Below are 22,310 nucleotides of genomic sequence, written 5' to 3' on the forward strand. Positions count from 1 at the left end.
CAACAGACAAACGATATCGGCGCACGGGCCAGGGCATCGCATGCGTCTCAAAAGACGTAGCGATCCATCTCTCCAACGCTGCGCATCATGCTTTCCGAAAAATCGATTCCGATTTTTCGATCGATGCTCTGGCCCAGCGTATGAACGCTTCTGATTGGAAATTGAGGAAGGATTGTGAAAATCCGCAGAGGATCAGTCTGTTCGGCATCCGCCTTCAGGATGGCGACCGGCAGCAAGTGTTGCGGGGGAATGAGCGAGAGCCAAACCGATTCCTGCCGGTAGCGAGATTTCAAAGAAAGCGGAAGACTTGCTCTAAAATAACCGCGAGAACGCCATGCGATCTTGCGAACGCATGGCGCGGTGAATGATCGCTTCGATGCATCGCAGCTTCAGGAAGCCGCCTCGCATTCCGAGCCGCCCCGCAATGACCTTGTTGCGCAAACCGGGGCGGTCGTCGAAAGCATCAATCGAGAAACGGCTCGTCTGAACCGTCTCAGTCCCGTCGGAACGGGATCAGAACGGGATCTCGTCGTCCAGGTTCTGCGAATAGCCGCCGCCGGAGCCTTCCGCCGGGCCTGACTGGCCGAAATCGGATCCCCGGCTTCCGCCGCCGCCATAATTGCCCTGGCCGCCGCTATAGCCGACCTGGCCCTCTCCCCCCTGCCCGCGCGTATCAAGCATCTGCAGCTCGCCGCGGAATTTCTGCAGCACGACCTCGGTCGTGTAGCGGTCCTGGCCGTTCTGGTCGGTCCATTTGCGGGTCTGCAACTGGCCCTCGATATAGACCTTGGCGCCCTTCTTCAGATACTGCTCGGCCACCTTGGCGAGATTGTCGTTGAAGATCACCACATTGTGCCATTCGGTGCGCTCGCGGCGCTCGCCAGACTGGCGATCGCGCCAGGTCTCCGACGTGGCGATGCGCAGATTGACCACCGGATCCCCGGAATTGAGCCGGCGGATCTCCGGGTCGGCGCCCAGATTACCCACCAGAATGACCTTGTTGACGCTACCCGCCATGACGCTTCTCCACGCTTGTCCGAAATCTGCTGCGCACCTTATCCCAAGCCGTTACCGGGCGCGCCCGTCCCGTTTGCCGGACAAAGCCTCGTCCACAGCTCATTTGTTCCTTTTATGTTCTCATTAGCGGAACAACCTGTCAACCGCTCGGACGAATGCTGCGCCCAAGCGGGGCATCGCGGGAAATCGCCCCTGGGGACAGGCGTCGCAGACAAACGTCGCAGGCAGACAAGGAACAGCCCCGCCGCTTCTGTTTCGAGCGCGCGGGGCTCCGGATCCTCTGATCCTCCATGCCGGGAGTGGTTTACCGGCAGCGTTCAGGAGATGTGGTCACGCCACATCTGTCCGATATAAGGATTTTCGAATTTTGGGGGCAGCCGGCCATCAGCTTTGTCATGCTTACCGGCGATGTGCTTTCGACAAGCGCTATCGCCTTCGGATCGGCCTTGAACGAACCTCCTGGAAACCTTGCGGCCCCGAAAGGCTCACGGGCGGATCAGCCGGCTGTGGCTCCGCGCGGCTTGCGGAGCCCGAATAGTCGGTCCGGTGGAGTCATGCCTCCCTCCTTCTCGCGTTTCGGTCCTTGCTCGGCGTCACGGGCTCAAGCAGCGCCTGCAATTCGAGGTGCCCACCGGCACCGGTCAGAACAGCATTTTTGCGCCTGCGAGCGGTGACGGGGGCATAGTGCTCCTTTGGCAAACCAGGGTCAAGCGCATGCGGGCCCTCGTTTCAAATCGTGATCGCGACGCGAAAGCGGCTGGCGCATCGGCTCGAAAATCGGAATCGTTTTTTGGGAAAGCACGATGCGCAGATCTAAGGACGCTGGAAGGCTCATGACGGAATCTGTCAGGAGGTTGTTCGGCCTTTGTTCTTTTTGCTTGCCCTTCGCCGCAAAAACGACGAAAACCACCCAAGCGGCGAGACGTGGCCGCCCGGCATGGCCCGCGCGTGCGGCCATCGACATTCGTGCTGCGTTTCCTACATGAAGCAGGTCGGCATCGCCGCCGGCCCATCCGAATTCAGCGAGAGGCAGCAACGGGGCATGCCCGACCACAAGTTCATTTCCATTCGCGGCGCGCGCGAGCACAATTTGAAGAATGTCGATCTCGATCTTCCGCGCGAGAGCCTGATCGTGATGACCGGCCTGTCCGGCTCCGGCAAATCCTCGCTTGCCTTCGACACGATCTACGCCGAAGGCCAGCGCCGTTACGTGGAGAGCCTGTCGGCTTACGCCCGGCAGTTCCTGGAGATGATGCAGAAGCCAGACGTCGATCAGATCGACGGCCTCTCGCCGGCCATCTCCATCGAGCAGAAGACGACGTCGCGCAATCCCCGCTCCACCGTCGGCACGGTGACGGAGATCTACGACTACATGCGCCTCCTCTTCGCGCGGGTCGGCGTCCCCTATTCGCCGGCCACAGGCCTGCCGATCGAGAGCCAGACCGTCAGCCAGATGGTGGATCGCGTCATGGCGCTGGAGGAGGGCGCGAGGCTCTATATCCTGGCGCCCATCGTGCGGGGTCGCAAGGGCGAGTACCGCAAGGAACTCGCCGAATTGCAGAAGAAGGGGTTCCAGCGCGTCAAGGTCGACGGCGAGTTTTACGAGATCGCCGACGTCCCCGCCCTCGACAAGAAGTACAAGCACGACATCGACGTGGTGGTCGACCGCATCGTCGTGCGCGGCGACATCGCGACGCGCCTGGCGGATTCTTTGGAAACCTGCCTGCACCTCGCCGAGGGGCTGGCGATCGCCGAATTCGCCGACAGGCCGCTGGCCGAGGCCGAGACGGCCAAGGGCGGCAGCGCCAACAAGTCGAAGAACGAGACGCATGAGCGCATCGTCTTCTCGGAAAAATTCGCCTGCCCCGTCTCCGGCTTCACCATCCCGGAGATCGAGCCGCGGCTGTTTTCGTTCAACAACCCGGCCGGTGCCTGCCCCACCTGCGACGGACTCGGCAGCCAGCGCGCCATCGATCCGGACCTCGTGGTGCCGGATGAAGGGGCCGTGCTGCGCGAGGGAGCCATCGCCCCGTGGGCGAAATCCACCTCCCCCTACTATCTTCAGACCCTGGAAGCGCTGGGGCGCGAATACGGCTTCAAGGTGGGCGACCGCTGGCGCGATCTGCCGGAGGAAGCAAGGGACGTCGTCCTGAACGGCACCGGCGACAAGAAGATCGCCTTCGACTACAATGACGGCCTGCGCAGCTACCGCACCACCAAGCCCTTCGAGGGCGTGGTGGTCAACCTGCAGCGCCGCTGGAAGGAAACGGACTCGGCCTGGATGCGCGAGGAGATCGAGCGCTACATGTCGGCCCATCCCTGCCCGGCCTGCGGCGGCCACCGGCTCAAGCCGGAGGCGCTGGCGGTCAAGATCGATCGCCTGCACATCGGCGAGGTCACGCAGATGTCGATCCGCAAGGCCGGCGACTGGTTCGAAGCCCTGCCGCAGCATCTCAACGAAAAGCAGAACGAGATCGCCGCGCGCATCCTGAAGGAGATCCGCGAGCGCCTGACCTTCCTCAACGACGTCGGGCTCGACTACCTCACCCTGTCGCGCAATTCCGGCACGCTGTCGGGCGGCGAGAGCCAGCGCATCCGGCTCGCCTCGCAGATCGGCTCGGGCCTGACGGGCGTGCTCTACGTGCTCGACGAGCCGTCGATCGGCTTGCACCAGCGCGACAACGACCGCCTCCTGGCGACGCTGCGCCACCTGCGCGACCTCGGCAACACGGTGATCGTCGTCGAGCATGACGAGGACGCCATCCTCACGGCCGATCATGTGGTGGACATCGGCCCGGCGGCCGGCATCCATGGCGGCCGGATCATCGCCGAGGGCACTCCGCGCGACATCATGGCCAACCCGGCCTCCATCACCGGCCAGTATCTCACCGGGGGTCTCGCCATCCCCATGCCGCAGGCGCGCCGCGAGATCCCGAAGAAGCGCCGCATCCGCGTCGTCGGCGCGCGCGGCAACAACCTGAAGGACGTGACGGCGGATATCCCGCTCGGCACCTTCACCTGCGTCACCGGCGTGTCCGGCGGCGGCAAGTCGACCCTGCTGATCGAGACCCTGTTCAAGGCCGCCTCGCGCCGCATCATGGGCTCGCGCGAGCACCCGGCGGAGCATGACCGCATCGAGGGGCTGGAGCATCTCGACAAGGTGATCGACATCGACCAGTCGCCCATCGGCCGCACGCCGCGCTCCAACCCGGCCACCTACACCGGCGCCTTCACGCCGATCCGCGACTGGTTCGCCGGCTTGCCGGAGGCCAAGGCGCGCGGCTACCAGCCGGGCCGCTTCTCCTTCAACGTCAAGGGCGGGCGCTGCGAGGCCTGCCAGGGCGATGGTGTCATCAAGATTGAGATGCACTTCCTGCCCGACGTCTACGTCACCTGCGACGTCTGCCACGGCAAGCGCTACAACCGCGAGACGCTGGAGGTCACCTTCAAGGGCAAGTCCATCGCCGATGTGCTCGAAATGACGGTGGAGGAAGGCGTCGAGTTCTTCGCCGCCGTGCCGGCCGTGCGCGACAAGCTGACGACGCTCGCCCGGGTCGGCCTCGGCTACATTCACATCGGCCAGCAGGCGACGACGCTTTCGGGTGGCGAGGCGCAGCGCATCAAGCTGGCCAAGGAGCTCTCGAAGCGCGCCACGGGACGCACCTTGTACATTCTCGACGAGCCGACCACCGGCCTGCATTTCCACGATGTGGCCAAGCTTCTTGAAGTGCTGCATGAACTGGTCGACCAGGGCAACACCGTCGCCGTCATCGAGCACAATCTGGAGGTCATCAAGACCGCCGACTGGATCCTCGACCTCGGCCCCGAGGGCGGCGACGGCGGCGGCGAGGTGGTGGCCGCCGGCTCCATCGACGACGTCATGGCCGAGCCGCGCAGCTATACGGGCAAGTTCCTCAAGGAACTGCTGGAACGCCGGCCGGCCGGCAAGGCTCAGGCAGCGGAGTGATCTGATGAGCAAGGGCACCATTCGCGCCGGCATCGGCGGCTGGACGTTCGAGCCGTGGGAAGGCACCTTCTATCCCGACGACCTGCCCAAGAAGCGGCAGCTCGAATATGCCAGCCGGCAGATCCCCACCATCGAGGTGAACGGCACCTATTACGGCAGCCAGAAGCCGGCCGTCTATGCCAAGTGGGCAAGCGAGGCTCCCGACGATTTCGTTTTCTCGCTCAAGGGAAACCGCTTCGTGACGAACCGCAAGGTCTTGTCGGAAGCTTCTGAATCCCTTGAGAAATTCCTTGCATCGGGAATCACCGAGCTTGGCAGGAAGCTTGGTCCACTCGTCTGGCAGTTCGCACCGACCAAGAAATTTGATCCGGAGGATTTCGAAGGGTTCTTGGAGCTTCTGCCGGCCGAGCGCGACGGGATCGCCCTGCGCCATGTCCTGGAAGTGCGGCACGATTCCTTCGTGGTGCCGGAGTTTCCGGCGCTGGTGCGCAGATATGGCGCGGCGATCTGCTACGCCCACCACTTCACCTATCCCGAGATGGCCGACCTGACTGCGGATTTCGTCTATGCGCGCCTGCAGCGCGGCGAGGATTCGGTGCCCACCGCCTACCCGCCGGACGAGCTCGACGCCTGGGCGAAGCGCGCCGAGACCTGGGCCGAGGGTGGCCAGCCCGACGACCTGCCCCTGGCCGACCCGTCCTTCAAGCCCGAAGTGAGGCCGCGCGACGTCTTCGTCTACTTCATCCACGAAGGCAAGATCAACGCCCCCCAGGCCGCGCAGGCCCTGATGCAGCGGGTCCGGCCCGCCTGACACGTGTCTTCCGGAAGCGGGAAACGGTTTCAGCCCGAAGCCTCAGCCGATCAGTTCGTCCAGAAGTTCGGGAAGCAGTTCCGGCAGGTCTTCCGCGATCAGCCCCGCTCCGAACCGGCGCCCCGCCTCCCCGTGCAGCCAGACGCCGGCCGCCGCCGCCTCGAAGGCCGGCATGGCCTGCGCCATCAGGCCGGCGATGATGCCGGAAAGCACGTCGCCCGAGCCTGCCGTCGCCAGGAACGGCGTCGCGTTCGTGTTGATCACCGCCCGCCCGTCGGGCGCAGCCACCACCGTGTCTGCGCCTTTCAGCACCACGACCGCCCCGGCCCGCGCGGCAGCAGTGCGCGCCCGCTCCACCTTGGAAGGACCACTCGCCGCAAGATCGGCGAAGAGCCTGCCGAACTCCCCCTCATGCGGCGTCAGCACCGCCGACGGCGCTCCCTCGGCACGCGCCGCCGCAAAGAGCGCATCCGGCTGCGCGGCGAACGACGTGATGGCGTCCGCATCGAAGACCACGCCCTTCAGCCCGCTCCCGCCGTGCTGCAGAAGGGAGAGCCCGAAGGCACGGGTGGTTTCGCCGACGCCAAAACCAGGCCCCAGCACCGCGGCACTCGGCCGGCGCTCGGCGAGAAAGGTGGCGACATCGTCCACCGTGTCGACGCGGCGCAGCATGATCGCCGTCAGATGCGCGGCGTTGACGAGCAGCGCGCTGGCGGGCGTCAGCAGCGTGACCGCCCCTGCCCCGATCCGCGCCGCGCCGCGCGCTGCCAGCCTTGCCGCTCCCGTCGCGCCTGGCCCGCCCGAGAAGACCGCGGCGTGGCCGCGCGAATATTTGTGCGCATCGGGCGCCGGATCGGGGAAGGCGCCGCGCCACAGGGCCGGGCCGTTCTCCCAAAGCGTGACGCCGGCATCGGTCAAAAGCGCGTCGGCGATGCCGATCTCCGCCAAGACCGTCTCGCCGCAGAGCGCACGGCCCGGATAGAGCAGATGTCCCGGCTTCTTGCGGAAGAAGGTGATCGTCAGGAGCGCCTCGAAAGCCGCGCCGAGCACCGCCCCGTTCCACCCTGAAACGCCCGACGGCAGGTCGATCGCGATGACCGGCGCGCCCGCCGCGTCGACGCGGCCGATCGCCTGCGCCTCGGCGCCGCTCACCGCCTTCGACAGGCCGGCACCGAACAACGCATCGACCACCGGCCGGTTTGGGCGCGGCCGGAACGCCTCGAGCGCCCGTGCCGCCAGCGGGCATTCATCCGCCGCCCGCGCCGCGTCGCTCCCCGCCCTCGGCGCCGCCGTGGCAAAGAGCCGGACGTCGAGGCCGCGCTCGGCCAGGAGCCGCGCCACCACATAGCCGTCGCCGCCATTGTTGCCCGGTCCGCACAGGACGTCGAACCCCGCCGCTTCGGTGAAGCGGGGAAGGATTTCGGCGGTCGCGGCGGCGCCCGCATTGCGCATCAGCCGGTAGCCGTCGAACGGGCCGGCCTGCACGGCGCGGCGATCCATCGCGCCCATTTCCTCAGGTGTCAGAATTTCCAGACGCATGACCGATCTGCCACTTTATTCGGCGCATTGCATATTTTTTAATCACCAGCCAGACTGGCTCGCGGGGCCTCTGGCGCATAGGCGGGCGGCCCCTGCGCGCACCCACCCGTCCCGCCCCTGCAAAAGCCGCGTCCGGGAGCGCCTGCGGGGACAATGCAGCGCTTGGCACGCTTCATGCAAGCCCTCTTCGAGGAGTTGGCATGTTTCGTGCTTCAACCGGACCGGAGCAACGAGGGGCGCGGCAAATCCGTTCCTGAACCCATGGAGACCACCCAGGCATGAAAAAGGTCGAAGCGATCATCAAACCCTTCAAGCTCGACGAAGTGAAGGAGGCTCTCCAGGAGGTCGGCCTTCAGGGCATCACCGTTATCGAGGCCAAGGGCTTCGGCCGCCAGAAGGGCCACACCGAGCTCTATCGCGGCGCCGAATATGTCGTCGACTTCCTCCCCAAGGTGAAGATCGAGATCGTCCTTCCCGACGAGACGGTCGAGGCGGCCATCGAGGCGATCCGCAAGGCGGCCCAGACGGGCCGCATCGGCGACGGCAAGATCTTCGTCACCAATGTCGAGGAGGTCATCCGCATCCGCACCGGCGAAACCGGCGCGGACGCCGTTTGATCCATCTTTCTCTTCCGACCCGGGCGCTCGCAAGGGTCACTCAGGCAATACCATCCCAAACAGGAAAGCGATTATGACCACAGCACAAGACATCATGAAGCAGATCAAGGAAAACGACGTGAAGTTCGTCGATCTGCGCTTCACCGATCCGCGCGGCAAGCTGCAGCACGTCACCATGGATGTCACCGCCGTGGACGAGGACATGTTCGCCGACGGCGTCATGTTCGACGGTTCCTCCATCGCCGGCTGGAAGGCGATCAACGAGTCCGACATGGTCCTGATGCCGGAGCCGGAGACGGCCCACATGGATCCCTTCTTCGCCCAGTCGACGATGGCGATCATCTGCGACATCCTCGACCCGATCTCCGGCGAGGCCTACAACCGCGATCCGCGCGGCACCGCCAAGAAGGCGGAGGCTTTCCTGAAGTCGGAAGGGCTCGGCGACACCGTTTACATCGGACCGGAACCCGAGTTCTTCATCTTCGACGACGTCAAGTACAAGGCCGATCCCTACAACACCGGCTTCAAGCTCGATTCCAGTGAGCTGCCGTCCAACGACGACACCGAATACGAGACCGGCAACCTCGGCCACCGTCCGCGCGTCAAGGGCGGCTACTTCCCGGTTCCGCCGATCGATTCGGCGCAGGACATGCGCTCCGAGATGCTGACGGTGCTGACCGAGATGGGCGTCGTCGTGGAAAAGCACCACCACGAGGTGGGTGCGGCCCAGCACGAGCTCGGCATCAAGTTCGAGACGCTGCTGCGCAGCGCCGACTCGGTCCAGAAGTTCAAATATGGCGTGCACCAGGTCGCCAACGCCTACGGCAAGACGGCCACCTTCATGCCGAAGCCGATCTATGGCGACAACGGCTCGGGCATGCACGTCCACCAGTCGATCTGGAAGGAAGGCAAGCCGACCTTCGCCGGCAACGAATATGCCGGCCTTTCGGAGACCTGCCTCTTCTACATCGGCGGCATCATCAAGCACGCCAAGGCGATCAACGCCTTCACCAACCCGATCACCAACTCCTACAAGCGTCTGGTGCCCGGCTTCGAAGCTCCGGTGCTGCTCGCCTACTCGGCACGCAACCGCTCGGCCTCCTGCCGCATCCCGTTCGGCTCCTCGCCGAAGTCCAAGCGCGTCGAGGTCCGCTTCCCCGATCCGGGCGCGAACCCCTACCTGGCCTTCGCCGCCATGCTGATGGCCGGCATCGACGGCATCAAGAACAAGATCCATCCCGGCCAGGCCATGGACAAGGATCTGTACGACCTGCCGCCGAAGGAGCTCAAGAAGGTGCCGACCGTCTGCGGCTCTCTGCGTGAGGCGCTGATGAACCTCGACAAGGATCGCGGCTTCCTGAAGGCCGGCGGCGTGTTCGACGACGACCAGATCGATGCTTATATCGAGCTGAAGATGGCCGAGGTTCTGCGTTTCGAGATGACGCCGCACCCGGTCGAGTTCGACATGTATTACTCGGTCTGATCCCCACTCGCTTCGGGGGATCAGGGGCTCCGCCTTCGGGCGGGGCCCTTTTTTGTGGATCCAGATCCTAGAGCGCGCCTTTGCGCTCGCGCCAGTCGGCGGCGATTTCCGCCGGTCGGCTGCGCCCGCGGAAATCCCGCGTCACCTCGCCAAAGGCGAAGCGGATCGAGTTCTCGACGATTTCCCGGTCGTGGACCTTCAACTGATCGGCGATCGGCGCCCAGCGGTAGAGCGCCTTCGGGCTCTCGGTGAAGCTCTCGCCTCCGGCAGCCATGTTCTCCCAGTGCACGTCCTCGGCACGCTTGCGGAACCTCTCCCGCCAGCCCTCGACCACCTCCGGCTCTGGCAGATGCGCCGCATTGTCGCCGATGCCGGCCTCGAAGCAGTGCCGGGCCAGCGCCGGCGCCTCGTCGCGCGCCAGGTGCCCTGCCGCGACCACGCGCGCCACCGTATGGATCGAAAGGTCCGACAGGCAGGCGGCGAAGACGTGCAGCTTGGCGACATTGATCGATTGGACGAAGACCTCGTCCTCGAACATGGACGGATAGCGCGTCCCCATCCGCGCCTTCAGGTAGCCATAGAGCTTCTTCTGCGTCACGAAGGCGGCTCGCGTGCTGACGAAGCCGGCCAGCCCCGCCACGGTGTCGACCGGTCCGCGATCGCGCCGCAGGCTGAGGCGCGCTGCCGCCTCGCGCAGCAGGCTCATGCCTTTCGTCCATTGCATGCCCATGCGCCGTCCTCCCGTCTACGACCAATGTCTCGATTTCCTTTGCACCGGAACTGCCCAATGCTTGAGACATGCCATTGTGATTCTGATTCCGAGGAACCGCAATGGCGACGGTTAACGACTTTCGTCGCTAACGGATCTGAGGGAGGAGGACATCATGTCCGCAAATGACTCTGACGATGTGAGGGATCGCTACTGGGCGAAAACCAGGAACATGACCATTTTGGTCCTGGTGCTCTGGGCGTTTTTCTCGCTGGTTGTTCCCTGGATGGTCGGCTGGCTGAACACCTACAAGTTCATCGGCTTTCCGCTGGGATACTACATGATCGCGCAAGGCTCGCTCATCGCCTTCGTCGTCATCATCTGGGTGCAGAACTGGCGCCAGGATGCGATCGACGATGAGTTCGGCTTTGGCGAAGAGGAATAGGGGGGAACCGACATGGCTTTGATGCAGGGACGGTTCATCGACAATATCGGCAGGGTGTATGGCATATACACCGGCGGCTTCCTCGCCTTCATCATTCTGATGGCGATCCTCGAGCAGCTCGGTGTCGGTGCCGATACGATCGGCATTCTGTTCGTTGCCTTCACCATCGCGATCTACGCCATCATCGGCTGGCTCTCGCGAACGATGGAGGTCGATGCCTATTACGTGGCCGGCCGGCAGGTCCCGGCGGTCTACAACGGCATGGCGACGGCCGCCGACTGGATGTCCGGCGCATCCTTTGTGGCGCTTGCCGGCGGCATCTATTTCGGCGGTTACGGCTACATGGCCTTCATCGTCGGCTGGACCGGCGGCTATGTGCTCGTCAACTCGCTGATGGCGCCCTATCTGCGCAAGTTCGGCTGCTACACGGTTCCCGATTTCATCGGCACGCGTTATGGCGGCAACCTTGCGCGGCTCTGCGCCGTGATTGTGCTCGTCGTGGCGTCGTTCACCTATGTGACGGCGCAGATCAACGCGACCGGAACGATCGCCGCGCGCGCGCTGCACATTCCCTTCTCCTATGGCGTCTGGCTGGGGCTCCTGGGCATTCTGCTCTGCTCGATGCTGGGCGGCATGCGCGCCGTCACATGGACACAGGTTGCCCAGTACATCGTGCTCATCATCGCCTATCTGGTGCCGGTGATCTGGATGTCCAACGCGCAAGGGTTCGGCATCATCCCGCACTTCACCTATGGCGAGGCGGCATCGTCCATGGCGCAGTTCGAGGCACAATACGGCCTCAACGCTCCGGCCGAAGCCATGGCCGGACTGTCGGTGCTGACGACCCCGCATACGGGTCCGGTGGGCGATTACGCAGAGTGGAAGTTCGTCACCCTGGCGCTGTGCATGATGGCGGGCACCGCATCGCTGCCGCACATCCTCATGCGCTACTTCACCACGCCTTCCGTCCGCTCGGCCCGCAAGTCGGTGGCATGGTCGCTGCTGTTCATCTTCCTGCTGTACTTCACGGCCCCCGCACTCGCGACGCTGACGAAGCTGCAGCTTCTCGATCCCAGCCTGCCCACGGCCATCATCGGCAAGCCTTTTGCCGAAGTGGCCGCGCTTGACTGGATCCAGAACTGGTCGTCCGTCGGCTTCCTGGCCATCGCGGACCAGAACGGCGACGGCATCCTGCAACTGAACGAGTTCTTCATGCGGCCCGACATCGTCGTGCTCGCCACGCCGGAGATCGCCGGCCTGCCTTACGTCATCTCCGGCCTGGTCGCCGCGGGTGGCATGGCAGCCGCCATGTCGACAGCAGACGGACTCCTTCTGGCCATCGCCAACGCGCTCAGCCACGATCTCTACTACAAGATGATCGACCCCAAGGCCGACACGGCCGTCCGGCTGATCGTTGCCCGCGTGCTTCTGCTGGCCATTGGTGCGCTCGGCGCCCTGATCGCCTCGCTGCAGCTCACCGGCATTCTCGGTGCCGTGGCCTGGGCGTTCTGCTTCGCCTGCTCGGGTCTCTTCTTCCCCCTCGCCCTCGGCGTGTGGTGGAAACGGGCCAATCGGGAAGGCGCGATCGCCGGCATGGCGGCGGGCTTCATCGCCGGCAGTGCATATCTCTACTACGTCTACACCGGCGGCACGCCGTGGTTCGGCCTCGATCACCTGCGCTTCGGCATCGTCGGCATGGCGACGAGCCTGGTCGCCATGGTCGTGGTCACGCTGCTGACGCCGGCTCCGGACGAGGAGATCCAGCGCATGGTCGACGAGACCCGCGTCCCCTCGGGACCGGCTATCCTTTCGGCCAAGCACTGATCGGATTAATATGCTTAGCGGGGGCGGGTTTTCCCGCCCCCGTTTCATGTCGAAAGGGCTGCATTCATGGCGGGGACGATGGCGGCTTTCCCAATCTGGGTCATCGCGCTGGACTACATTCTGGGCGTCATCATGTGGACGCTGATCGGCCGTGCGGCCATGGGCATCTTCCTTCCGGAAGATTCCAGCTTCTTCTTCATGCGCTTCTTCGTGCGCGTGACCAATCCGATCCTGAGGCTGTTCCGCCCCATCACGCCGGGCTTCCTGCTCGAGCCGCTGGTGCCGGTCTATGTCGCCTGGTTCTTCTTCATGATCCGCTTCTACCTGATGCCGTGGCTGCTCGGCTATTCGGTGATGGGGATGCTTTCATTCCCGCTGGAGAGCGAAATCGCCGGCATGCTTTACCAGGCGTTCGGCGGCAGATAGGATCTGCGCGCCGATCAGGCCTCCAGCGCCGCGAGCAGGGCCGCCGCGCCCATCATGTCGCGCTCGCGCGCCGCGCGGCGTTGTGCGGCCTCCGCGTCGATGCCCCATTGGGCGGCGTTCCAGTCCTCGTCGACATGCGCCGCCTTCCAGGCGTCCTCGGCCGGGATGGCGCCCGCATCAACGGCAAGCGCCAGAAGCAGCGATCCGGTCAGCGCCGTCATCACGTGAATGGCCGCAAGGCGAAGCGGCTCGCTGCGCTGGCGCAGATAGGAGCTCACCGCGGCGATCGCCTCGCGCGGTTGCTCCACATGCATCACGCCCTCGGCGAGAACGAATTGTGCGCCGATCATCTGCTGCGCCCAGTCGAGGACCGGATCCCAGGCCTCGGCCTGCAGGGCGATCAGCCGCTCCGGCGAGGGAGCGCGATAGCAAAGCAGGTCGCTCGAAGCATAGCGCAGGACATCCTCGAGCACGGCCTGCGCATGTTCGGCAACGCCGTCGATCGCCGTGTTGACGAGCCGCGTGACGGGCATGGTCGCCGGATCGATCTCCTCGCCCTGGGCTGCATATTCGGCTGCGATCAGCTCGGCGGCGGCCTGTCGCGGCAAGGCGACGCGCGCCGCTCCCGGCGTGCGCACGGCCCGGCCGTCGAGCAGAACAGCGAAGCCCTCTTCCTGCGCCGCCACCGAAACCTCCTTGTAGAAGCGTTTCGGCAAGGGCCGTTTCATGGTGCTCTGGGCGCGCCGCACCGGATCGAGTTCGGCGGAGGTCTTCCCGTCTTCAAGGTCGTGCAATAGATCGCGCATGGGCTCTATATAGGGTGCGTTGGTTGCTTCGTTAAGCTGGAACGATCCGCCGGCGGGGACGATTGACCACGACCAGACCCGCCGCGATGAGGGCGAGCGCCAGCAGGATTTTCGCCGTCAGCGGCTCGCCGAGGACGATGCCGCCGCACAGGACGCCGAAGACCGGCGTGAGGAAGGCGAAGCTCGACAGTCCCGAAGCGGGATAGCGGCGCATCAGCCAGAACCACAGGACATAGGTGAAGGCGACGACGAAGACGGCGTGAAACAGGAAGGCACCGGTGGCCAGGAAGGTGACGTCGCGCAGCAGCGGACCGGTGAACGGCAGGAATGGCAGCGGCAGCACGGTCGACACGGCGAGCTGGTAGATGAGCGTCTTTTCGGCGCTCGCTTCCGTCAGCTTGGACTGCTTGATGACGATGATCGTCGCGGCCCACAGAAGCCCGGCGAAAAGGCACAGCACATCGCCCAGAAGGGCCTCCGGTCCGGGCAGGCTGAGCCCGTCGGAGAAGACGAGCGCGACACCGAGGAAAGCCATCACCAATCCGCCGAACTTGACCGACGACATTTTCTCGCCGAGCAGGAAATGCCCGCCGATCAGCACCCAGAACGGCATGGTGTTGAGCATCAGCGCGCCACGGGCCGCCGAGGTGTAGTCGAGGCCGAAGAAGATCAGGAGAAATTCCAGGCCGAACAGCACGCCGGCAAGCAGCCCCGGCAGCAAGGTGCCGTCCTTCTCGAAAAGCGCAATCCTCCGGTAGCGGCACCACAGAAAGACCAGCAACGTGGCGACGGCCGAGCGCAGGAACATCAGGAACATCGGGCTGTAGCCCGTATTGGCAATCTTGATCGCCACCTGGTTGAGCCCCCAGGACAAGGTGAGGCCGATCATCATGAGCGCCGCGAAGGCGTCGATCGCGTCGCGGCGGCCGTCGGCACCCGGGATGGCGATGCTCATTGCGCACCCTCTGCCGCCGCCTCGTCGAAGCCGAGCAGGTTCCAGCTCTGCCGCATATGCGGCGGCAGCGGCGCGGTGACGTCGATCTTCCCGCCGCCGGGATTGGGAATCACGATGCGGCGCGCGTGCAGGTGCAGCCGGTTCTGCAGGCCGCCCGGGAACTCCCAGTTCTGATCCGCTTCGAAATATTTTGGATCGCCGATGATCGGGCAGCCGATATGGGCAGCATGCACGCGCAACTGGTGCGTGCGGCCGGTATATGGCTCCATTTCCAGCCAGGAGAGCGTCATGCCCGCCTGCTCGATCAGGCGGTAGTTCGAAACGGCGTGGTCGGAATCCGGCTCGCCATGCTGGGCCACCCGCATGCGGTCGCCGTCCGGCGTCTGCTCCTTGATGAGCCAGGTGGAGATGCGGCCTTCAGGCTTCTTCGGGACGCCCTTGACCAGCGCCCAATAGGTCTTCTTAGTGTCGCGTGCCCGAAAGGACTCCGCCAGGCGCATGGCCGCCTGCCGGGTGCGGGCGACGACCAGCACGCCGGACGTGTCGCGGTCGAGCCGGTGCACGAGGCGCGGCTTCTCGCCCTTCTTGTTGCGCCAGGCCTCGAGCATGGCGTCGACATGACGGCTGACGCCCGATCCGCCCTGCACGGCGAGCCCTGCCGGCTTGTTGAAGACGAACACCTTCGGGTCCTCGTAGAGAAGCATCTGCGAAAGGGCTTCCGCGTCGCCGGTGTTGCGCAGGCTGTGCGCTGTGGTCTGGTCGCTTCCCTTGCGGTCGACATCGAGCGGCGGGACGCGGACCATCTGGCCAGGCTGGACGCGCGTGTCGGCCTTGGCCCGGCCGCCGTCGACCCGCACCTGCCCCGAGCGCAGGAGCTTTTGCAGATGCCCGAACCCGAGGCCCGGAAAATGCGCCTTGAACCAGCGATCGAGGCGCATCCCGCCCTCGTCCTTCTCCACTTCGACCTGTTGCACGCCCGTCATGACAAGAATCCGTTCTCCCGGCCCCGCTTAAGCAAAGTGCTTGACCAGCCACAGGCCGGCGAAAAGCGCGGCGATGGCGCCGCAAACACTGACGAGCACATAGCCTGCGGCAAGCGCTCCGTCTCCACGTTCCCACAAGGCGACCACATCCAGCGAGAAGGCTGAGAACGTCGTGAAGCCGCCGAGCAGACCCGTCGCCAGGAACAGCCGCAGCTCGGGCGAGGTTCCGACGCGCCGCGCCAGCCACTCGACGAACGCGCCCATGATCAGCGAGCCGACGAGGTTGACGGTCAGCGTTCCCCAGGGAAACCCCGTTCCCATGAGGCGCATGGCGGCAAGTCCCGCAAGATGGCGCAGGCCGGCGCCGAGCGCCCCTCCGGCAGCAACGATCAGAAAATGATTCATGCGGCCCTTTTCGCAGAAGCTGCGCAAAAATCAACAAGCGCCCTCACCGGTCCTCTCCCCGTTCCCGGCGCAGCTTTGCCCAGTAATCGAGCCGCTTGCGGATCTCGCGCTCGAAGCCGCGCTCCGCCGGATCGTAGAACTGCCGGCGACCCATTTCCTCCGGAAAATAATCCTGGCCGGAAAAGGCGTCAGGCGCATCGTGATCATAGGCATAGCCCGCCCCGTAGCCGCTCTCCTTCATCAGCTTCGTCGGGGCGTTGAGGATGTGCCGCGGCGGCAGCAGCGAGCCATGCTCCCTGGCGGCCGCCATGGCCCCTTTGAAGGCCGTGTAGACGGCGTTGGATTTCGGTGCGGTGGCGAGATAGACGCAGGCCTGCGCCAACGCCAGCTCACCCTCGGGCGAGCCCAGATAGTCGTAGGCGTCCTTCGCCGCATTGGCGACGACGAGCGCCTGCGGGTCGGCGAGCCCGATATCCTCGACCGCCATGCGCACCAGGCGTCGGCCGAGATAGAGCGGGTCCTCGCCGGCATCGAACATGCGCGCCAGATAGTAGAGCGCCGCATCGGGATCGGATCCGCGAACGGATTTGTGCAGCGCCGAGATCAGGTTGTAATGGCCGTCCTGCCCCTTGTCGTAGATCGGCGCGCGCCGCTGCGCCACGCGCTGCAGCCCCTCGGCGTCGAACACCTCGCCGGCGCGGGCCGCGCGCCACACCTCCTCGGCCAGCGTCAGCACCGCACGGCCGTCGCCGTCCGCCATGCGGACGAGTACGGCGCGCGCTTCCTCGTCGAGCGGCAGTTCCTTTCCCTCCGCTTCCTCGGCGCGCTCGAGAAGCCGGGCGAGGCTTTCGGGCCCCAGCGCCTTGAAGACGAGGACGCGCGCCCGCGATAGAAGGGCGGCGTTGAGCTCGAAGGACGGGTTCTCCGTGGTGGCTCCCACCAGCACCACCGTGCCATCCTCCATCACCGGCAGGAAGGAATCCTGCTGCGACCGGTTGAAGCGATGGATCTCGTCGACGAAGAGCAGCGTCTGGCGCCCCTGCGTGCGGCGCAGCCGCGCCGCCTCGAACACCTTCTTGAGGTCCGCCACGCCGGAGAAGATCGCCGAGATCTGCTCGAAGGCGAGATCGGTCTCGCCGGCAAGCAGCCGCGCCACCGTGGTCTTGCCTGTGCCGGGCGGCCCCCAGAAGATGAGCGAGCCGAGAGAGCGGCTGGCGATCATCCGGGTCAGCACCCCGTCGGGACCCGTCAGGTGTTCCTGCCCCACCACATCGGCAAGCCGGTTCGGCCGCAGGCGGTCGGCCAGCGGCCGGTTCACCGGGACGCCGTCCTTCTCAGTGCTTGAAAACAGGTCGCTCATGGTCTTCCGTCAGAAGCGCAGACTCTGCTGCAATATGCGGCCATCGCGCTCGATGGCAAAGTGCCAGCGGCGGCTCTGCTCTCGCGCCACCCGCGCCATTCCCTTGGCGCTTTCGATCGCCCGGCCGTTCACCTCCCGAACGATGTCGCCGCGGCGCAGCCCCATGCTGGCGGCCGGCGACCGGGGATCGACGTCGAGGACCACGACGCCCTTCTTGCCGAGCGGCAATTTCAGGCGCTGCGCCGTGCGCGGCGCAAGATCGGTCACCGCCGCGCCGGCAAACGGGCTACGCCCCTCGATCACGGTCGGCTCCGCCTCGTCGCCCGCCGAGAGCCGCTCCAGCCGGATCGTCACATCGCGGCTGTCGCCGTCGCGCAGGATGCGGATCACGCCGTCCTCGTCGAGCGGGTGCGTGACGAGCCGGTATTCGAGCGCATCAGGATGCTGTATGTCGGCGCCGTCCATGGCGGTCACGACATCGCCGGGTTTCAGGCCGGCGCGCGCCGCCGGGCTGTCCGGAGCCACTTCCCTGACCAGCGCCCCGGCCGGCCGCTTCATGCCGAGCGCTTCGGCGACCGGCGGCGTGACGGGATCGAAGGAGGCGCCGAAATACGGCCGCTCGAAGGTCTTGACGCCGCTGAGCGCCGCATCCACCACGGCCCGCACCATATTGGCCGGGATGGCGAAGCCGATGCCGATGGAGCCGCCGCTGCGGCTGACGATCGCCGTGTTGATGCCGATCACGTCACCCTTCATGTCGATCAGCGCGCCGCCCGAATTGCCCGGATTGATCGCCGCGTCGGTCTGGATGAAGAAGCCGAAATCGGAAACGCCGATATGGCTGCGCGCCAGCGCCGAGACGATGCCGCTGGTGGTGGTCTGGCCGACGCCGAACGGATTGCCGATCGCCAGCACCAGGTCTCCCACTTCGAGCGAATCCGAATCGCCGAGACGAGCCGCCGGGAAGGCTTCCTTGCCCTCGACCTTCAGGACCGCCAGATCGAGCTCCTCGTCCTTGAGCAGGATCTCGCTCTCGAACTCGCGCCCGTCGGCAAGCGCCACCTTCACCTCGTCGGCGCCGCTGACGACGTGGTTGTTGGTGACGATGATGCCGCTCGGATCGACCATCACGCCGGAGCCGAGCGAGGAGCGCACGCGGGGCGGCATCTGCGGCCGGCCGAAAAACTGCTCGAAGAATGGGTCGCCCATGAAGGGCGAGAGCGCCTGCACGGTCGAAGACGCGTAAACATTCACCACCGCCGGCGACGTCTCGCGCACGAGCGGCGCGAAGGAGAGCTGGATTTCGGCCTCGCCGAACGGGACACGCCGCTTCGCCGCGGCCTCGTCCTCGCTTGCCGGCGCCGTCTCACCGCCGCGCAGCAGATTCGAAAGCGTGTCCCTAAGGCTTGTGCCGGAACCGTCCTGCGCCGCGGCCGGCGCTACGAGCGCCGCAAGGACGAGCAGAACGGAGAACAGGCGAAACGGCTTGTCGATCATGGTGATCCTCTTCGGTGGGCACCGTCTTTTCACACGCAATTGCGCGGATTAAAAGGCTGAAGAGACCGACGCCCTTCCTGCCGGCAACGCGATCGCGGATCGCCGCTCGACGCCGGGTCGGCCCTTTGGCTTTCCGACATCTCCACAGGATCCTCATTCCATGACGCTCGCCCATCTGACGCCGATCTTCCTGCTTGCCGTTTCCAATCTCTTCATGACGTTCGCCTGGTACGGCCATCTGAAATTCACCAACAAGCCTCTGGCCATGGTGGTGCTGGCGAGCTGGTCGATCGCGCTGATCGAATACTGCTTCGCCGTTCCGGCCAATCGCTACGGGCACGCGGTCTACAGCGCCGCCGAATTGAAGACGATGCAGGAGATCATCACCCTGTGCGTCTTCGCCGGCTTTTCCGTGCTCTATCTCGGCGAGCAGCTGACCATCAATCACGCGGTTGGCTTCGCCCTCATCTGCCTCGGCGCCTTCTTCGTCTTCAAGGGACCGCTCGGCTAGATCGCGTTCATCATTTCATCGTTTCATGGAAACGTTGCCCCGTTCTATCTCTTTGTCTTTCCGCATTTATGCGGCCGTCAGGTGATTCCACCTGACTGCAAAATGCTCTAGGCGCCCCCTTCGCGGCCTCTCGCCGGCCAGTCGGCAGTACGGGCGTGCGTCGGCTTACGAGGATCACCTGTTCAGGCATGGATCCTCGGGTCAGGGCCAGAGGGTGACGAATGGCAGGGGCGATGCAGTCAGTCGCGGATGCCGACGATCTGCATCACTCATCCCCACAATTCGTCATGCCCAGCCCCCGAGCCGGGGATCCATGCCATGGCAGCGGTGAAGGGCACCGTCCTCTTTCCCGCAAAACGCAAAAAAGGGGCCCGAAGGCCCCTTCCCGCAAATACCGTGACCGCGGCGCGATTACGCGGCCTCGGCCTCTTCGTTGCCGCCCTCGGCCTCGAGGCGCGCACGGTCGGCGGCACCCTTGGCCGAAACGTCACGGTCGACGAACTCGATCACCGCCATCGGGGCGTTGTCGCCATGGCGGAAGCCCGCCTTCATGATGCGCGTGTAACCGCCGTTGCGGTCCGCATAGCGCGGGGCAAGCGTGTCGAACAGGCGCTTCACCAGCGTTTCGCTGCGGATCGCCGCGATCGCCTGGCGGCGGGCATGCAGGTCGCCCCGCTTGCCGAGCGTCACCAGCTTCTCCACGATCGGACGAAGCTCCTTCGCCTTCGGCAGGGTGGTAACGATCTGCTCATGCTCGATCAGCGAGGCTGCCATATTGGCAAAGAGCGCCTTGCGGTGGCTTGCCGTCCTGTTCAGCTTGCGGCCGGATTTTCCGTGACGCATGGCCTTTCTCCTTCAATCCCCGTCGCCCGCATCGCGGGCCGATCGGGCCTAGTATTGGTCTTCGTAACGCTTGGCGAGTTCTTCGATGTTTTCCGGCGGCCAATCCTCGACTTCCATGCCGAGGTGAAGCCCCATCGACGCCAGCACTTCCTTGATCTCGTTGAGCGACTTGCGGCCGAAATTCGGCGTGCGCAGCATCTCCGCCTCGGTCTTCTGGATCAGATCACCGATGTAGACGATGTTGTCGTTCTTCAGGCAGTTGGCGGAGCGGACCGAAAGTTCCAGCTCGTCCACCTTCTTCAGAAGCGCCGGGTTGAAGGCGAGCTCGGCCACCTGCTCGGCGGGCTGCTCCTTCTGCGGCTCCTCGAAATTGACGAACAGCGCCAACTGGTCCTGCAGGATGCGTGCGGCGAATGCCACGGCGTCCTCGCCGGTCACCGAGCCGTTGGTCTCGATGGTCATGGTCAGCTTGTCATAGTCGAGAACCTGGCCCTCGCGGGTGTTTTCGACCTTGTAGGAGACCTTCTTGACCGGCGAGTACAGGCTGTCGACCGGGATGAGACCGATCGGCGCATCCTCGGCGCGGTTGCGGTCGGCCGGCACATAGCCCTTGCCGGTGTCGACCGTGAACTCCATGCGGATCTCCGCACCCTCGTCGAGCGTGCAAAGAACGTGATCGGGGTTGAGCACCTCGACGTCGCCGACGGTCTGGATGTCGCCGGCGGTCACGGCACCGGGCCCCTGCTTACGCACGACCATGCGCTTGGGACCGTCGCCTTCCATGCTGAGGGCGATTTCCTTGATGTTGAGGATGATGTCGGTGACATCCTCACGCACGCCGGGAATCGACGAGAATTCGTGCAGCACGCCGTCGATCTGCACGGCCGTCACCGCCGCGCCGCGCAGCGACGACAGCAGGACGCGCCGCAGCGCATTGCCGAGGGTCAGGCCGAAGCCGCGCTCCAGGGGCTCGGCCACCAGCGTGGTGACGGTACGGCCCTTGGACGAGAATTCGACCTTGTTCGGCTTGATAAGCTCTTGCCAGTTCTTCTGGATCATTCCGGGTTCCTTCCGTTACCCCGCCACCATCCAATCGTGGCGGGCGCTCTGGAAACCGCAGAGGAGCGCCGAGGCGCTCTTGCGGCAAAATTCGCGAGGCTTAGACGCGGCGCTTCTTGCGCGGGCGGCAGCCATTGTGCGGGATCGGCGTCACGTCGCGGATCGAGGTGATGGTGAAGCCGGCGGCCTGCAGCGCGCGGAGCGCCGACTCGCGGCCGGAGCCGGGACCCGAAACTTCGACCTCGAGCGTGCGCATGCCGTGCTCCTGCGCCTTGCGGGCGCAATCCTCGGCGGCGACCTGCGCGGCGAACGGCGTCGACTTACGCGAGCCCTTGAAGCCCTGCGCACCAGCCGACGACCAGGCGATCGCATTGCCCTGCGCGTCGGTGATCGTGATCATCGTGTTGTTGAAGGTCGAGCTGACATGCGCGACGCCCGACGAAATGTTCTTGCGTTCGCGGCGGCGAACACGTGCGGCTTCCTTGGCCATGACTTTCCTTTCAAACGATCTCTACACCGCCGTAGCACCAGCGGCTCCACCTGGAGTGAATGGTGAATGGTAAGTAGTGAATGGTCGCCGGCCGAGATGTTCGGCTCCTAACCATTCACCATTCACTATTCACTATTCACCCAAATTACTTCTTCTTCCCGGCAATTGCCTTCGCCGGGCCCTTGCGGGTGCGCGCATTGGTGTGCGTGCGCTGGCCGCGGACCGGGAGCGAGCGACGATGACGCAGGCCGCGATAGCAGCCGAGGTCCATCAGGCGCTTGATGTTCATCGAGACTTCGCGGCGCAGATCGCCTTCGACCTGCAGGTCGCGGTCGATCGTCTCGCGGATCGCCAGCACCTCGGCATCGGTCAGTTCGCTGACGCGACGCTCGAGCGGGATGTTGACCTTCTTGACGATATCCCCGGCCAGCTTCGGGCCGATGCCGTGGATATACTGGAGCGCGATCACGACGCGCTTGTTGGTCGGAATGTTGACGCCGGCTATACGAGCCATCTTCTTCTCCATGTGGGCCGGACACGCCGGCGCTTCGTTGACCCGCGTC

23 protein-coding genes are annotated in these 22,310 nt (G+C 65.0%); 9 read left to right on the forward strand and 14 right to left on the reverse strand.

All coding sequences use genetic code 11. From position 1 onward, the window contains the following. A partial coding sequence (locus NUU27_RS15645; RefSeq protein ID WP_257763065.1) for a hypothetical protein occupies positions 1-368 on the forward strand: 368 nt, incomplete at its 5' end. A 145-nt stretch (positions 369-513) separates the two neighbouring features. On the opposite strand, the gene NUU27_RS15650 is transcribed toward NUU27_RS15645, so the two are convergent. Then, positions 514-1,017, reverse strand: a complete 504-nt coding sequence (locus NUU27_RS15650; RefSeq protein WP_257763066.1) for a single-stranded DNA-binding protein — start codon at positions 1,015-1,017, stop codon at positions 514-516. A 706-nt stretch (positions 1,018-1,723) separates the two neighbouring features. Next, positions 1,724-1,981, reverse strand: coding sequence for a hypothetical protein (locus NUU27_RS15655; protein WP_257763067.1), 258 nt, complete (start codon positions 1,979-1,981; stop codon positions 1,724-1,726). Between the two features lie 78 nt (positions 1,982-2,059). Between NUU27_RS15655 and uvrA the strand changes: the two genes are divergently transcribed. After that, on the forward strand, positions 2,060-4,984 hold the full coding sequence (gene uvrA, locus NUU27_RS15660) for an excinuclease ABC subunit UvrA (protein WP_257763068.1): 2,925 nt from the start codon (positions 2,060-2,062) through the stop codon (positions 4,982-4,984). 1 nt (position 4,985) lies between these two features. Then, positions 4,986-5,795, forward strand: coding sequence for a DUF72 domain-containing protein (locus tag NUU27_RS15665; protein ID WP_257763109.1), 810 nt, complete (start codon positions 4,986-4,988; stop codon positions 5,793-5,795). A gap of 42 nt (positions 5,796-5,837) precedes the next feature. Here the strand turns inward: NUU27_RS15665 and NUU27_RS15670 are convergent, their stop codons facing one another. Continuing rightward, entirely contained in the window at positions 5,838-7,334 is a 1,497-nt protein-coding gene (locus tag NUU27_RS15670) for an NAD(P)H-hydrate dehydratase (protein WP_257763069.1), read from the reverse strand. 278 nt (positions 7,335-7,612) lie between these two features. Between NUU27_RS15670 and NUU27_RS15675 the strand changes: the two genes are divergently transcribed. Further along, positions 7,613-7,951: a P-II family nitrogen regulator gene (locus NUU27_RS15675; RefSeq protein WP_257763070.1), complete on the forward strand. Its 339-nt coding sequence runs from the start codon at positions 7,613-7,615 to the stop codon at positions 7,949-7,951. Between the two features lie 73 nt (positions 7,952-8,024). Further along, positions 8,025-9,434, forward strand: a complete 1,410-nt coding sequence (gene glnA, locus NUU27_RS15680; RefSeq protein WP_257763072.1) for a type I glutamate--ammonia ligase — start codon at positions 8,025-8,027, stop codon at positions 9,432-9,434. A 67-nt stretch (positions 9,435-9,501) separates the two neighbouring features. On the opposite strand, the gene NUU27_RS15685 is transcribed toward glnA, so the two are convergent. Beyond that, the gene (locus tag NUU27_RS15685) at positions 9,502-10,164 is read right to left on the reverse strand and encodes a hypothetical protein (RefSeq protein ID WP_257763073.1); all 663 of its coding nucleotides are present in this window, start codon (positions 10,162-10,164) and stop codon (positions 9,502-9,504) included. Positions 10,165-10,318: 154 nt separating this feature from the next. Between NUU27_RS15685 and NUU27_RS15690 the strand changes: the two genes are divergently transcribed. The 3 genes from NUU27_RS15690 (at position 10,319) to NUU27_RS15700 (ending at position 12,838) form a co-directional block, all read left to right on the forward strand. Beyond that, positions 10,319-10,588 (forward strand): DUF4212 domain-containing protein, encoded by a 270-nt coding sequence (locus NUU27_RS15690; protein WP_257763074.1) that lies wholly within the window; start codon positions 10,319-10,321, stop codon positions 10,586-10,588. Positions 10,589-10,600: 12 nt separating this feature from the next. Then, positions 10,601-12,412, forward strand: coding sequence for a sodium:solute symporter family protein (locus tag NUU27_RS15695; protein WP_257763075.1), 1,812 nt, complete (start codon positions 10,601-10,603; stop codon positions 12,410-12,412). A gap of 78 nt (positions 12,413-12,490) precedes the next feature. Then, positions 12,491-12,838 carry a YggT family protein gene (locus tag NUU27_RS15700; protein ID WP_257763076.1) on the forward strand — a complete coding sequence of 116 codons (348 nt, stop codon included), beginning with the start codon at positions 12,491-12,493 and terminating at the stop codon, positions 12,836-12,838. A 14-nt stretch (positions 12,839-12,852) separates the two neighbouring features. On the opposite strand, the gene NUU27_RS15705 is transcribed toward NUU27_RS15700, so the two are convergent. From NUU27_RS15705 to NUU27_RS15730, 6 genes are read right to left on the reverse strand one after another with little or no spacing between them, the layout of a single operon-like run. Beyond that, positions 12,853-13,644, reverse strand: coding sequence for an ATP12 family chaperone protein (locus NUU27_RS15705; protein WP_257763077.1), 792 nt, complete (start codon positions 13,642-13,644; stop codon positions 12,853-12,855). 31 nt (positions 13,645-13,675) lie between these two features. Further along, positions 13,676-14,599, reverse strand: a complete 924-nt coding sequence (locus tag NUU27_RS15710) for a DMT family transporter (RefSeq protein ID WP_257763078.1) — start codon at positions 14,597-14,599, stop codon at positions 13,676-13,678. Continuing rightward, positions 14,596-15,582, reverse strand: a complete 987-nt coding sequence (locus NUU27_RS15715) for an RluA family pseudouridine synthase (RefSeq protein WP_257763079.1) — start codon at positions 15,580-15,582, stop codon at positions 14,596-14,598. Before NUU27_RS15715 ends, NUU27_RS15710 begins: the two co-directional genes overlap by 4 nt. A 27-nt stretch (positions 15,583-15,609) precedes the next feature. Further along, positions 15,610-15,987 carry a fluoride efflux transporter CrcB gene (gene crcB, locus NUU27_RS15720; protein ID WP_257763080.1) on the reverse strand — a complete coding sequence of 126 codons (378 nt, stop codon included), beginning with the start codon at positions 15,985-15,987 and terminating at the stop codon, positions 15,610-15,612. A gap of 43 nt (positions 15,988-16,030) precedes the next feature. Beyond that, complete coding sequence (locus NUU27_RS15725) at positions 16,031-17,347, reverse strand: replication-associated recombination protein A (RefSeq protein ID WP_257763081.1); 1,317 nt, start codon at positions 17,345-17,347, stop codon at positions 16,031-16,033. A 9-nt stretch (positions 17,348-17,356) separates the two neighbouring features. After that, positions 17,357-18,844: a DegQ family serine endoprotease gene (locus NUU27_RS15730; RefSeq protein ID WP_257763082.1), complete on the reverse strand. Its 1,488-nt coding sequence runs from the start codon at positions 18,842-18,844 to the stop codon at positions 17,357-17,359. A 160-nt stretch (positions 18,845-19,004) separates the two neighbouring features. On the opposite strand from NUU27_RS15730, the gene NUU27_RS15735 reads away from it, so the two are divergent. Continuing rightward, on the forward strand, positions 19,005-19,355 hold the full coding sequence (locus NUU27_RS15735) for a DMT family protein (RefSeq protein ID WP_257763083.1): 351 nt from the start codon (positions 19,005-19,007) through the stop codon (positions 19,353-19,355). 411 nt (positions 19,356-19,766) lie between these two features. Here the strand turns inward: NUU27_RS15735 and rplQ are convergent, their stop codons facing one another. From rplQ to rpsM, 4 genes are all read right to left on the reverse strand, one after another. Continuing rightward, a complete protein-coding gene (rplQ, locus tag NUU27_RS15740) occupies positions 19,767-20,198 on the reverse strand; it encodes a 50S ribosomal protein L17 (protein ID WP_257763084.1) in 432 nt (143 codons plus the stop codon). A 48-nt stretch (positions 20,199-20,246) separates the two neighbouring features. After that, complete coding sequence (locus NUU27_RS15745) at positions 20,247-21,257, reverse strand: DNA-directed RNA polymerase subunit alpha (RefSeq protein WP_257763085.1); 1,011 nt, start codon at positions 21,255-21,257, stop codon at positions 20,247-20,249. A gap of 100 nt (positions 21,258-21,357) precedes the next feature. Next, on the reverse strand, positions 21,358-21,747 hold the full coding sequence (gene rpsK, locus NUU27_RS15750; RefSeq protein ID WP_257763086.1) for a 30S ribosomal protein S11: 390 nt from the start codon (positions 21,745-21,747) through the stop codon (positions 21,358-21,360). Between the two features lie 145 nt (positions 21,748-21,892). Beyond that, entirely contained in the window at positions 21,893-22,261 is a 369-nt protein-coding gene (gene rpsM / locus NUU27_RS15755) for a 30S ribosomal protein S13 (RefSeq protein WP_257763087.1), read from the reverse strand. Positions 22,262-22,310: the final 49 nt, after the last annotated feature.

This window comes from Nitratireductor sp. ZSWI3, assembly GCF_024655565.1.
Classification (GTDB): Bacteria; Pseudomonadota; Alphaproteobacteria; order Rhizobiales; family Rhizobiaceae; genus Nitratireductor.